The 13,868-nt window shown below is 45.0% G+C and carries 10 protein-coding genes and 1 riboswitch; of the genes, 1 reads left to right on the top strand and 9 read right to left on the bottom strand.

Annotated features, from left to right (window positions below; all coding sequences use genetic code 11):
• Positions 1 to 79 precede the first annotated feature (79 nt).
• Positions 80 to 817 (top strand): putative porin, encoded by a 738-nt coding sequence (locus tag ACS72_RS11410; protein ID WP_048882248.1) that lies wholly within the window; start codon positions 80 to 82, stop codon positions 815 to 817.
• Between the two features lie 51 nt (positions 818 to 868).
• Here the strand turns inward: ACS72_RS11410 and recJ are convergent, their stop codons facing one another.
• From recJ to aceE, 9 genes are all read right to left on the bottom strand, one after another.
• Complete coding sequence (gene recJ / locus ACS72_RS11405) at positions 869 to 2,572, bottom strand: single-stranded-DNA-specific exonuclease RecJ (RefSeq protein ID WP_048882186.1); 1,704 nt, start codon at positions 2,570 to 2,572, stop codon at positions 869 to 871.
• On the bottom strand, positions 2,573 to 3,229 hold the full coding sequence (gene pdxH / locus ACS72_RS11400) for a pyridoxamine 5'-phosphate oxidase (RefSeq protein WP_048882185.1): 657 nt from the start codon (positions 3,227 to 3,229) through the stop codon (positions 2,573 to 2,575).
• 28 nt (positions 3,230 to 3,257) lie between these two features.
• Positions 3,258 to 4,589 (bottom strand): phosphoglucosamine mutase, encoded by a 1,332-nt coding sequence (gene glmM / locus ACS72_RS11395; RefSeq protein ID WP_048882184.1) that lies wholly within the window; start codon positions 4,587 to 4,589, stop codon positions 3,258 to 3,260.
• Between the two features lie 123 nt (positions 4,590 to 4,712).
• Entirely contained in the window at positions 4,713 to 6,179 is a 1,467-nt protein-coding gene (gene guaB / locus ACS72_RS11390) for an IMP dehydrogenase (RefSeq protein WP_048882183.1), read from the bottom strand.
• 358 nt (positions 6,180 to 6,537) lie between these two features.
• Positions 6,538 to 6,903, bottom strand: a complete 366-nt coding sequence (locus ACS72_RS11385) for a YkgJ family cysteine cluster protein (protein WP_081405855.1) — start codon at positions 6,901 to 6,903, stop codon at positions 6,538 to 6,540.
• A gap of 94 nt (positions 6,904 to 6,997) precedes the next feature.
• Positions 6,998 to 7,795, bottom strand: coding sequence for an MBL fold metallo-hydrolase (locus ACS72_RS11380; protein WP_048882181.1), 798 nt, complete (start codon positions 7,793 to 7,795; stop codon positions 6,998 to 7,000).
• A gap of 183 nt (positions 7,796 to 7,978) precedes the next feature.
• Positions 7,979 to 8,554 carry a TMEM165/GDT1 family protein gene (locus ACS72_RS11375; protein WP_005220573.1) on the bottom strand — a complete coding sequence of 192 codons (576 nt, stop codon included), beginning with the start codon at positions 8,552 to 8,554 and terminating at the stop codon, positions 7,979 to 7,981.
• Positions 8,555 to 8,626: 72 nt separating this feature from the next.
• Positions 8,627 to 8,769, bottom strand: a riboswitch (yybP-ykoY riboswitch).
• An 88-nt stretch (positions 8,770 to 8,857) separates the two neighbouring features.
• Complete coding sequence (locus ACS72_RS11365) at positions 8,858 to 10,888, bottom strand: 2-oxo acid dehydrogenase subunit E2 (protein ID WP_048882180.1); 2,031 nt, start codon at positions 10,886 to 10,888, stop codon at positions 8,858 to 8,860.
• Between the two features lie 2 nt (positions 10,889 to 10,890).
• The gene (gene aceE, locus ACS72_RS11360) at positions 10,891 to 13,593 is read right to left on the bottom strand and encodes a pyruvate dehydrogenase (acetyl-transferring), homodimeric type (protein WP_004890761.1); all 2,703 of its coding nucleotides are present in this window, start codon (positions 13,591 to 13,593) and stop codon (positions 10,891 to 10,893) included.
• Between the last annotated feature and the right edge of the window lie 275 nt (positions 13,594 to 13,868).

The raw sequence follows: 13,868 nt of genomic DNA, 5'->3' as shown, positions 1-13,868 counted from the left end.
TGACCATAAGAATAAAAAACATACAATTTGTTACAAGTATAAAATTTCAAGTTTTATCAATAACAACCGAGACTTTTACATGTTAAAAAAAATTGTACTTGTAACTGCCCTGCTGGGTACATTTGGTTTGAGCCATGCTTATCAGACTGAAGTAGGTGGCACTATTGAGATCCTAGACCGCGACCAAGGTGGTTCAGATGTAGGTTTTTCGATTGATGGCACTCATTACTTCAGCCCAGTTCAAATCAAAAATTACCCTTTAAACGAAGCTGCATTCTTAAATCGCGCGAGCAATATAAATGGTGCTTTAAGTTATGTAGATGACTCAGAGATTTTTGGGATTCAAGCAGGTATTAAATACTTTGTTCCAAATTCAGATTTTTACTTGAGTGGTAGTCTTTCTCATTTTGATAATGATTTTGGGGATTTAACCAGTTATAGCGCTGAAGCAGGCTACTTACCAGTTCCTGGTTTATTAGTTGCTTTAGGACTTATCGGCATTTCTGAAGATGACGCAGATGATGAAATTGATCCAACGTTACGTGCGAAATATGTAACTCAAGTTGGAACTTATGATATGAATTTTGAAGCTGGTGCCAGTTTCGGTGACATCGATGCGTATAATCTGGGAGCTGATTTATATCTAGATAAAACCTTTAGTGTAGGTATTGGATATACTGATTCTGACTTAGAAGGTACTGACGTATTTAGTATACGTGCTAAAAAATTCTTTTCTCAGCAATTTAGTTTAGAAGGTGGTATTACTTTTGGTGACAATGCTGACATCTTCGGTGTACGTGGTGCCTATCGCTTCTAATTAAATATTACAGAGTATAAAAAAACCGCTCAAAAGAGCGGTTTTTTTTATTTACTGTTCCAGATGTGCAATCCGCATCTGCAAACTGACATTTCCATTGAAGATATTTTTATCCAGTTCATAGACCAGACGTACACTGTCCTGCATTGGGTCAAACTGATATTTACTGGCTGCATTAAAAGCAATCGCATCCACCACCTGTCCATTTTCCAACGCCACTCGCAGCTTCAGATGTACCTCTTTAAGCCAGCGATAATCCAATACTTTAAATATGCCTTCAAATATAGGTTGTGGAAATTTCTGTCCCCATGGGCTCAGATTATGCAAAAGATCTACTGTATCAATCTGAAATGCAGAGGCTGGCAACTCACCATCAGTCCATAACGTTGCAGTAAACAGACTTTCATCCATACTGCCAATTAACTGTTCAAAGGTCTGCTTAAATTCAGCAAAATGTGCTTTTTTAATGGTCAGTCCTGCTGCTGCTGCATGCCCACCAAAGTGACTGACAATATGTGGATTTTGTTCAGCCACCCGCTCAATCGCATCACGGATATGAATCCCCTCAATTGAACGTGCAGAACCCTTGATATGAATGCCATCTGCATCTGCAGCAAAAACAATACTTGGACGATGAAACTGTTCTTTTAAACGTCCAGCGACAATTCCAATCACGCCTTGATGCCAATGCTGTTCAAACATGATCAGGGCAGCTGGCAGCTCTGTTTCATCCAGCTGGATTTTTTCCAGTTCAGCCAGCGCCTCCTGCTTGATCTTGCCTTCGACCTGACGGCGCTCGACATTGAGCTGATTCAGCTGTTCTGCGAGTGGATAAGCAGTTGCCAGATCTTTAGCGAGCAGACATTCAATCCCGATATCCATGGTTTCCATACGTCCAGCCGCATTAATGCGCGGACCGAGTACAAAACCGAGATCTTGGGCTTTTAACGTTGCTGCATCCCGCCCTGCGATTTCCAGCAGTGCACTAATCCCTGGACGGCATAAGTGCTGCTGAATCCGCTTCAGTCCAGCATCAACCAGAATGCGGTTGTTATAGTCCAGGCTAGCTACATCTGCATAGGTTCCCAGTGCCACCAGATCCAGATAATTGGTGATTACTGTAGAAGACTTACCAAGCTTCTTACGATGGGTAGATAGATTGGCTAATACATAGAAAGCCACGCCTACCCCAGCCAGTGCCTTGCTTGGAAATTCACAACCGAGCTGATTTGGATTGACCACCGCTTCAGCAGCAGGTGTCGGTTTGGTGGTAAGATGGTGATCAGTGATGATCACTTGCATACCATGATCTTGTGCCTGTTTTACCCCGTCATGACTGGAAATACCATTATCCACAGTAATGAGTAGATCAGGGGTAAAACTGGCAAATGCCAGATCAGCAATTGCCGGCGTTAAGCCATAGCCATATTTAAAACGGTCGGGGACCAGATAATCAACATCCGCTCCCATATCACGCAGTGCCAGCAGCATTAATGCGGTACTGGTGGCACCATCGGCATCATAATCACCGACAATCACGATTTTCTGACCTGCATCAATCGCTGCATCGATCAGCTGAATGGCTTCCGGCAAGCCTTTCATGCTCGGTGCCAACAGATGCTTGAGTTTCAGCTCCAGCTCCTGCTGCGATTCCACTCCACGGCGTGCCAGAATCTCTGCAATAAAAGACGGTACGTCCTGAAAAGATTCAGGACGGGTCAGTAAAGGGCGCTGCTTGATTTCAAGTTTTGGCATTTATGGCATCAGTCGCTGCAATGTCCAGGCATCGTCATTCTTGGTATAACTCAGACGATCATGCAAACGATTTGGACGTCCTTGCCAGAATTCATAATAATCAGGTACTAAACGGTAACCACCCCAGAATTCTGGCTTATCAAGCTGTTCCTGGTTCGCCATCGTATCATGATAGTCCCAGAAACGCTGCTGCAGCTCATCACGACTGGCAATCACACCACTCTGGGGCGTACTGACATGCGCAGCAATCTGACTGTCACGTGGACGCTTATGATAATAATCTGTGGATTCTTCTTCAGAGATTTTAACTACACGCCCAGAAACACGGATTTGTCGTTCCTGCTCCTGCCAGTAAAATAGCAGCTCAGCATAAGGATTTACCTCAAGATCCATCCCTTTCTGGCTATCATAATTGGTATAGAAAGCATAGCCATCTGGAGTCGCCCCACGTAGCAAGACTGTGCGTACATGCGGACGACCTTGCGCATTTGCCGTAGCCAGTGACATGGCATAAGGCTCATGCAATTGCGCTGCCAGGGCATGGTTAAACCAGAGCAAAAACTGTTCATGTGGATCCAGTTTAACCTGATCCTCAAGCAGCTCGCCTTTCTGATAATTCAGGCGTAGTTCACTCAGATCTTTAATTAAATCAGTCATTCCATCTCTCTATAATCAGTCAGCAAGTTTAGGCAGCATTGGCACGTATAGCATCTGCCAATGAATGGGCCAGTGTAGTGACTTCATCCAGGTCTTCGCCTTCCACCATAACACGAATAACCGGCTCAGTACCTGACTTACGAATCAGCAAGCGGCCACGGCCTTTCAGCTGTTGTTCTGCTTTTTCAAATTCAGCAGCAAGCGCAGGGACGGCGTACGGATCAAACATGGCATCCAGACGTACATTGACCAATACGTTCGGTAACAAGCGGAAATCAGCTACCAGTTCATGCAGGGCTTTCTTCTGCTCGACCATCACTGTCAATACTTGTAGCGCAGCAATAATGGCATCACCCGTGGTGCTCTTGTCTAATGTCAGGATATGACCGGATGGCTCACCGCCAGTGACCCATCCCTTTTGCTCCAGACCTTGTAATACATAACGGTCACCCACCTTGGCACGCAAGAATGAGACTTGGGCTTTTTCTACAGCCAGTTCCAGCGCCATATTACTCATGAGTGTGCCTACAATTCCTGCTGGCTTATTTTTGGCCTGAGTCGCAAGGATATACAGAATATGGTCACCAGTAATCTGCTCACCGTTTTTGTCGACCATAATGACACGGTCAGCATCTCCATCAAAGGCAATCCCAAGATCAGCCTGATATTCAACGACTGCTTTTTGCAGATTCTCAGGATGTGTTGAGCCACAGTCTTTATTGATATTGAGACCATCAGGATCATCAAACATTGCAATAACTTTTGCGCCCAATTCACGGAACACTGCAGGACCCACGTTATAGGCTGCCCCATTGGCACAATCCACTACAATCGTTAAATCATTCAGATCTAAATGATATGGGAAAGTCGATTTACAGAATTCGATATAACGACCATTAGCATCTTTGACACGGAAACTTTTACCCAGGTTCGCCGTATCTTCAATACTTATTTCTTTTTCGAGCTCCTGATTAATTTCATCTTGTAAGGCATCCGGTAGTTTCTTGCCTTCACTAGAGAAAAATTTAATCCCGTTATCAAAATACGGATTATGAGAAGCTGAAATAACAATACCCAGACTGGCATGCAGTGCACGGGTCAAATGGGCAATTGCAGGAGTCGGTAATGGACCCAGTAAATGTACATAAACACCTGCCGCATTAAGGCCCGCCTGCAAGGCAGATTCCAAAATATAGCCTGATAAACGGGTATCTTTCCCCATCACCACCAGCGGTTTATTTTTCTTGCTATGTCGCTTGAGTACCTTCCCTGCTGCAAAGCCTAATTTAAGTGCAAATTCAGGGGTAATCGGCAATACGCCAAACTTGCCACGAATACCATCGGTACCAAAATAACTCATTGTTGTCTCTCTTCTTAGTGGATGAATTACACCATCCATTTTTACAATGAGCAACACTTTACACCAAAATAAAAAAGCCGTCATTGCTATGACGGCTTTTTTCGAATGAGTGCAGAAAGGAAATTAGCCAACGCGATAGTTTGGCGCTTCCTTGGTAATCGTCACGTCATGTACGTGAGATTCAGACATACCTGCAGAAGTGATTTTCACAAACTTCGCATTTTGACGAAGATCTTCAATCACTGCAGAACCGGTATAACCCATAGATGAACGCAGACCGCCCATCATCTGATGCACAATGTTACCCATTGGGCCTTTATAAGGTACACGGCCTTCAATGCCTTCTGGAACCAGTTTCTCGGCACCTGCTTTAGAATCCTGGAAATAACGGTCTGCAGAACCTGTTGCTCCAGCCATCGCACCTAATGAGCCCATACCACGGTAAGCTTTATAGTAACGACCCTGGAAGAACTCAACTTCACCTGGTGCTTCTTCGGTGCCAGCCAACAGTGAACCCACCATGATGGTGCTTGCACCAGCGCCAATCGCTTTTGCCATATCGCCAGAGAAACGGATACCACCATCAGCAATCAATGGAATCTGTTCTTTCAATGCATTCGCAACTGAATCGATTGCAGAGATTTGTGGCATACCAATACCCGCAACAATACGCGTCGTACAGATGGAGCCAGGACCGATACCCACTTTAACAGCATCTGCACCAGCATCCAGAAGTGCAAGTGCAGCATCACCCGTCGCAATATTACCGCCAATCACCTGAACTTGTGGGAAATTCTGTTTTACCCAACGTACACGTTCAATCACACCAGCAGAGTGACCATGTGCAGTATCGACGACAATCACGTCTACACCAGCTTCAACCAATGCTTCAACACGGCTTGGTGTTTCTGCACCCGTACCAACCGCAGCACCCACGCGTAGGCGACCCAGGTCATCTTTACAGCTGTTTGGATAGCTTTCAGCTTTGCGGAAATCTGTAACCGTGATCAAACCTTTCAGTTCTTGCTGTTCATTTACAACCAGAACTTTTTCGATACGGTGTTTTTGCAGTAAGGCCTGGATGTTTTCTTTCGACTCACCTTCACGAACTGTGACCAGACGCTCCTGACCTGTCATGATGTTGCTGACTGGCTGTTCAAGATTGGTTTCAAAGCGTGTATCACGACCTGTCACGATACCAACCACTTTGCCATCTTTAACAACAGGTACACCGCTAATATTGTTTGCCTGAGTTAAGGCAATCAACTCACGAACGGTAGTTTCTGGGGTAACAATGATTGGATCTTTCACCATACCCGCTTCGAATTTCTTCACACGACGTACTTCAGCAGCCTGTGCAGCAATATCCATGTTCTTGTGCAGAATACCGATACCACCATTTTGCGCCATTGCAATCGCCATACGGGATTCAGTCACCGTATCCATAGCTGCAGACACAAGAGGAATATTCAGGTTAATGCCGCGAGTCAGGCGTGTCTTTAGAGAGACATCTTTTGGGAGAACAGTAGAGTAGGCAGGGAGTAATAGGACATCATCGAAGGTTAACGCGTCTTGAACGATGGTCAACATAACAGTCTCACTGGTAATTTCCGTGCGCCATTATAAACAAATTTAGCTCTAAATTTCATTGCAATTGCAAAATTTATTTTGTCGAAATCTGGACTTAGATCTAATTTAACTGGCTAAATTTATAAATTCGACTATTCAATCAACAGTTTAAATATTCCAGCTTGGCAAGAAGAATAATTAAGCTTACAAAATCATTTATACACTTCTTCTTTTCCACAGATAGTGAGATAAAAAACAGATCATGGAAAAATAATCATTTGCCTGCAACATGGCAGATTCGAGGCTCACTCATACCAACACCTATACCCAATAAAAAAGCAGAGCCTAAGCCCTGCTTTTGTAAATCTTGCATGCAGATTTAGCTGACGCGTTCAAAGTTATTGTCATTCCCAGCTTCATCCCGATCGATCTGGATGAATGGAATCATATTATGGGCAATGCGGGCTTTATTACACTGCGCATCTGCAACCTGTACTTCCTTACATGAAGTACTGCGTAGCTCATACATACCACAACTGACCTGCTCACCAATCGTACCTTGTAATGCAATACAGCGCGGATTTTTCTGATTGGTCCCGGCCATACACGAATACACCGATGTAACAGGTTCCGTATAGTGCTCTGGCATAGGAATGCCCTCTGCCCAGTAAAACGACACCCTGAAATGGGCGCAACATGCGCCACAACTTAAACATGCATCCTGTGTTGGAACTTGAGACAACATTTTTTATAAATTCTCGTCATCAAAAAGATTTTTTGGAATCCGAAAATATAAAAAATGTTGTTTTTTCACTCAAGTATTTTTTTAATTTTTCCTGTTATTCCGGACAGGTAAATACCGTTTCATCCATTAAGTCAGTGCCACATTCCAGGGTTTCAATCCAGTCCAGAAACAGATTAATCTGCTCTTTGCCCACAAACGGTGTACCGTGCTGTGGCACGATCATTTCTACATCCATGGTACGTACCATTTGCACCCAGAGACGGATCACCTTGTTATTACACATATAACGCTGGTGAAAACCCTTCATTTTCGGGATATGCGCCGCAAAGTTTTCCAGTGGACGCGAAGCGTCTTCGACCATAGACGCGCCCATATCGCCTGAAAACAGGATTTTTGCAATCGGGTCATAGAATTGGAAATTACCGACTGAATGCAGAAAATGAGCAGGAATTGCCACAATATTGGAATTGCCTAGTTTGATAATCTGGCCATGATCCGGCAGCTCCACCAGACGATCTAACCAGTTACCTTTCATGCGGTCACTCATAAAGGCCGAGTTCAGGTGCGGCAAGAAACGTGCCCAGAGCTTGGACGCGACCACTTTGGCATCGGTATAGACTAACCAGCGCGGCATCGAAGTGATAATGTCCGGATCCTGATGCGAGGCCATGACATAGTCCAGATTGGCCAGACGGGTATACTTGTTCAGTTCCATGGTGAGCGGCACATAAGTCAGGTCACCCCCCGGATCCAGTACTGCCGCACGGTTATTATCAATAATTAAAAACTGGTTGGCCTGAACGCCTTCACCTTTTACCAGGCTGGTAAAACTAATGCACTTGTGGATGCCATCATCGAATAAAACCTGTGATGTGGTACGTTCAAAAGCCATAACTTTCCCCAATTTTATACATTTAAAAATGATTTTTGTGTTGTTGTTAACATATAAGTATTCAGAGAAACTTACAATAAATAAAAATGTCTATATAGCCTTATTTATCAGCATTTTGATAGCTATTTCACAATAAAAAATCCCGAGTTTTTAGCTCAGGATTTAATATATTATTCTTATGAATTAGAAATAATAATGTTTGAGCAAGGTACCAATACCAATCAACAGGAAGATCAACGCACCAATTTTGTGAATCAAGGCGATTGGCAGGCGGTTTGCCAGCTTATCCCCAATAAAAACTGCCGGTGCATTGGCAATCATCATACCTATTGTGGTTCCCAGCATCACCCAAAGCACACTGTCAAAACGTGCTGCCAGGGCTACAGTTGCAACTTGGGTTTTGTCACCAATTTCTGCCAGGAAGAATAGGATAAAGGTCGCACCAAACACCCCCAATTTTTGCCATTTATTGATGCTAGAAGATTCATCACCAAGTTCATCCGGAATCAGCATCCAGATCGCCATGGCAATAAAACCAATTGAAACAACCCATAACAACACATCTGGACTGATGACCGTGGTAATCCACTGACCCAATACCGCAGACAAACCGTGGTTAATCAAGGTCGCTAGCAAGATCGCAATAAGAATAGGAACAGGCTTTCTGAATCGCGCGGCAAGCAGCAAGGCAAGCAATTGGGTCTTATCGCCCATTTCGGCAAGTGCTACGACGGCAGTTGAAAGAAGGAATTCGTACATGTGTCTTTCTCTGGCTGGCATGTGCTACCGATGACTTACCCTTCCCGCCAGCCAAAATCTGCAGAATGGTAAATCAAAGGTCTTGCCAACAAAAGAAAGCTTCAAGAAGCTCATTTGGTTCTTTGCTATGATGACCATGTCCGGTTCAGGACAAATATGTTGACCATCACCCTTTCGCTTTGCGCAAAAGGCGGCTACTCCCCAATGAAGTAGGCTCATTATAATCAAGAGTATCCATATTTACAAATCGTAATATAAAAAAACCCTGCCGGAGCAGGGTCTTTCTATTAAAGCATTAATGCATTAGATCAATAGGCTACGAATATCTTTTAACAATTTGCTTAACTTATTGGTGAAGCGTGCCGCATCTGCACCATTAATCACACGATGATCGTATGACAATGACAATGGAAGCATTAAGCGTGGATCAAAGCCCTCACCATTCCAAACCGGTTGCATGGTCGCAGGTGAAATACCCAGGATTGCAACTTGTGGCCAGTTCACAAGTGGGGTAAACGCTGTACCACCAATTGCTCCAAGACTTGAAATCGTGAAGTTTGCACCTTGCAGATCTTTCGGTGAAAGTTTCTTATCACGTGCTTTTTGACCCAGTTCACCCAATTCTTTCGAAATTTGCTTAATGGATTTTTGATCTGGATTACGCAGTACAGGAACCGTCAAACCATCTGGTGTTGCGACTGCAATCCCCATATGGATTTCGTTACGCAACAGGACTGACTTACCGTCATCTGCCAAATGACCTGCAAATTCACGCTCTTCTTTCAGCAGGTGTGCTACTGCCTTGATAATGAATGACATAATGGTCAGGCTTAGACCTTCTTTCTTAAAGTTGCCTTTCAGCTCATTACGCCATGCTTCAAGTTCAGTAATATCGGCCAAGTCGAACTGTGTCACTTGCGGGATGTAATTATTGAGAGACAACTGCGGAATAGAAACCTGCTGCAAACGCGTCAAGGCTTTCTCTTCCACGCCACCAAATGCATCGAAGCTTGGTAGTTTTGGTAAGCCTGCGGGTGCAGCCGCGGCTGGCGCAACTGCAGCAGATGCCGGTGCAGTCAGACGTGTTTTCACATATGCAAACAGATCTTCTTTCATCAGGCGCGCATGCGGACCAGATGCTTTGACTTCAGCAAGTACCACTCCCAGCTCACGTGCAAGCTTACGAACTGCGGGACCGGCATAGACTTTGGCATTGGCAGCGTTCTGCTCTTTGGTGAGCTTGTCTGCATTTTGCGTTTCAGATGCAGCAGCAGTCTCAACTTTTGGCACTGCAGCTGGTACAGGTACGGCTTTAGCTGCTGACACTTCTGCTTTTGGAGCCGGAGCTGTCGCAGGTGCTGACTGCCCTGCAGCTTCAATCGTAATCAGTGCAATGCCTTCAGAAACGTTCTGGCCGAGCTCGACATGAATTGACTTGATCACACCTGCAGTCGTGCTTGGCACTTCGACAGTCGCCTTATCCGATTCCACCACGATGATACTTTGGTCTTTCTCAACCTTGTCACCGACCTGTACCAGAATTTCTGCTACAGCAGCTTTGTCGACACCCAAGTCAGGTACTTTCACTTCCACATCGCCAGCAGGCGCTGCGGGTGCTTGTGTAACTGTTTCAGCTTTGGCTTCAGGTGCTGCTGGTGCAGGAGCCTGTTCAGCCGACTCAGGAGCTGCTTGCTGAGCCGATACTGAAGCCGCAGTTTTCACTGCCAGGATAACCACACCTTCTTTAACGGTGTCACCTTCCTTAATTTGAATAGCTTCTACTGTGCCATCGACAGTGCTTGGAACTTCAACAGTTGCTTTATCAGACTCTACGACCACGATGCTTTGATCAACCGTGATTTCATCACCGACCTGTACCAGAATTTCACCCACCAGTGCTTTTTCTACACCGATATCTGGCACTTTCACTTCAACAGTTGCAGATGCAGCGCTATTAGCAGCAAGTGCTTGGCTTTGTTTAGCCGCAGTGCCCGGCTGATGTGAAGCCACTTCCTGAAGGATTTCATCATCAGGTAATGAAGTCGGGGTATTTTCCGAAGTTTTGTCTGACACATCAGCTTGCTGGGTTTCTACAGCATTGACATCGTCTTCAGCCTCTAATTCAATGAGTACTGCACCTTCAGATACTTCATCACCCTGATTAACCAGAATGCTTTTTACCACGCCTGCTGAAGTGCTAGGCACTTCAACAGAGGCTTTGTCAGATTCCAGCAGCACAATGCTTTCATCGATGGTAATGGTATCACCCACTTTCACCAGAATTTCAGCAACTGTTGCCTTATCTACACCAATATCAGGAGTCGTAATTTGCATGATTAGTTCTCCTCCTTGTAGTCAGCAACAGCGTGTAGTTCAGGCGTTGCTTGTGGCGCCCATGCAACTGGACGATCAGTATCCAGCTCGAAGCTAGAAATCGCATCTTTCACTAGACGAGCATCTACTTCACCTTCGTCAGCCAGTTTCTTCAATGTAGCAACCACAATATGAGCAGCATCTACACCGAAGTAGCTACGAAGTTTGGCACGTGTATCGGAACGGCCATAACCATCAGTACCCAATGCAACGAATGGGCGGTTGTCTGGAAGGTAGGCACGGATTTGCTCACTATACGCACGCATATGGTCTGTTGCAGAAACTACAATACCATTTGTGCCACGTAGTTGCTGAGCAACCCAAGACTCTTTCACTTCTTCAGCTAATGGATGTAAACGGTTGTACTCTTCACACGCCATACCATCACGTGCCAGCTCGTTGAAACTGGTTACGCTGTATACGTTTGAATGGATTTGATATTCTTCACGCAGGATCTTCGCAGCTTTGATCACTTCACGCAGAATCACACCTGAACCAAGCAACTGGACAGTCGCTTTCTCGTCTTCTTCCAGCAGATACATACCACGTTTGATGCCTTCTTCAACACCTTGTGGCATTGCAGGATGCTCGTAGTTTTCGTTCATTACGGTTAAGTAGTAGAACACACGCTCTTGATTCACGTACATACGCTTCAAGCCATCGTGAACAATCACGGCAAGCTCATAACCAAAGCAAGGATCATAAGAAATACAGTTTGGAATCGTATTCGCAAGAATATGCGAATGGCCATCCTGGTGCTGTAAGCCTTCACCATTCAATGTAGTACGACCCGCTGTTGCACCCAGCAAGAAGCCTTGTGCTTGCGCATCACCTGCCGCCCATGCAATGTCACCAATACGCTGGAAACCGAACATAGAGTAGTACATGTACATTGGAATCATTGGCAGGTTATTGGTTGAATAACTGGTTGCCAACGCAGCCCAAGCACTCATCGCACCCGCTTCATTAATCCCTTCTTGAAGCATGTGACCGTCTTTTGCTTCACGGTAATGCATCAATTGTTCCTGGTCTTCAGGCGTGTATTTTTGACCATGTGCAGCATAAATACCCAGCTGACGGAACATACCTTCCAGACCAAATGTACGCGCTTCATCTGGAACGATTGGAACCACGCGGTCTTTGATGGCTTTTTCTTTCAATAATGAAGAAATTAAACGAACCATCACCATGGTGGTTGATTGTTGCTTACCGTTAGAACCTGCAAGTACTGCGTCAAATACCGACAGTTCTGGAATCGCAAGCTGTTCGCTCTCCTTACGACGTGCAGGCAGGTAACCACCGAGCGCCTCACGACGTGCCTTCATATATTTCAATTCAGGCGAATTTTCGCTTGGACGGTAGAATGGAACTTCTTCTAACTGCTCATCAGTAAATGGCAAGTTGAAACGGTTACGCACATATTTCAACGACTCAAGCTGCATTTTCTTGATTTGGTGAGTCTTATTCACCGCTTCAATTTCTTCAGACAGGCCATAGCCTTTCACTGTTTTCGCCAAGATAACGGTTGGCTGACCTGTGGATTTCATTGCTTCTGCATAGGCTGCATATACTTTGAATGGATCGTGACCACCGCGGTTCAAGTTGTCGATGTCTTCATCACTTAAACCTTTAACCAGCTCTTCAGCTTCTGGGTATTTACCAAAGAAGTGCGCACGTGTATAAGCACCACCTTTTACTTGGTAACGTTGGTAATCGCCGTCTACCGCTTCTTCCATAATCGCTTTTAGAGCGCCAGTTTCATCTTTGGCAAGCAGTGGATCCCAATGACGACCCCAAACGACTTTAATTACGCGCCAGCCTGCACCACGGAATAGCGACTCAAGTTCCTGGATGATCTTGCCGTTACCACGTACCGGGCCATCAAGACGCTGCAGGTTACAGTTGACCACCCAAATCAGGTTATCTAACTTTTCACGACCAGCCAGAGAGATTGCACCGGTACTTTCTGGCTCATCCATCTCGCCGTCGCCCAGGTAAGCCCAGACTTTACGATCTTCTTCCTTGATCAAGCCACGGTTCATCAAATACTTTTGAATGTGTGCCTGGTAGATCGACATAATCGGACCCAGACCCATCGATACAGTCGGGAATTGCCAGTAATCCGGCATCAAATATGGATGTGGATAAGAAGGTAAGCCAACGCCATCTACTTCACGACGGAAGTTATTTAAATGGTCTTCCGTTAAACGGCCTTCCAGAAATGAACGTGCATAGATACCCGGAGCACAGTGACCTTGATAATAGATCATGTCACCGCCGAAGCTATCGCTATTGGCACGGAAGAAGTGGTTAAAGCCTACATCATATAAGGTTGCGGATGATGCAAAACTGGCCAAGTGGCCACCTAGATCATCGCCAGTTTTGTTCGCGCGAAGAACCATCGCCAGTGCATTCCAGCGGATCAGCGCACGAATACGGCGCTCCATGTCCTGGTCACCCGGCATAGGTGGTTGTTCTTCAACAGAAATCGTGTTTAAGTAAGGAGTATTTAAACGCTGAATGGGAACATGCTTAGCAATCGCGCGCTGATAAAGTTTCTCTAATAAGAAAGCTGCACGCTCAGTGCCCATGTGTTGCAAAACAGAGTCAAAAGCGTCTTGCCATTCTTGAGTTTCTTGCGCGTCTGTATCGCCATAAAACGCCATAATCTACTGTTCCTAAAGATCTACATTAATCGTTTATATGTATCATATTTAGGGCAGTGACAGGTATCGCCTACGCTGAATGCGCGAATGCTGGGGTATTTAGCAGCTAAATACCTGTTGATCATTTATTACACAAAGATACAAATCTGAGTCAGTAAAGAATCAAAATTATACATTGCTCATATTTTTTAGTGATAAATTAAGACTTGAAAGCAATAAATCTCCAGTTTCTCTCATTTTAGAAAGAGACCAGAGATTTATTACTTTTAAATATG

The organism is Acinetobacter sp. VT 511, from assembly GCF_001077515.1.
Taxonomy (GTDB): domain Bacteria; phylum Pseudomonadota; class Gammaproteobacteria; order Pseudomonadales; family Moraxellaceae; genus Acinetobacter; species Acinetobacter schindleri.
The sequence above is the reverse complement of the archived record's forward strand: the minus strand, read 5'-3'. Positions and strand labels throughout refer to the sequence as shown.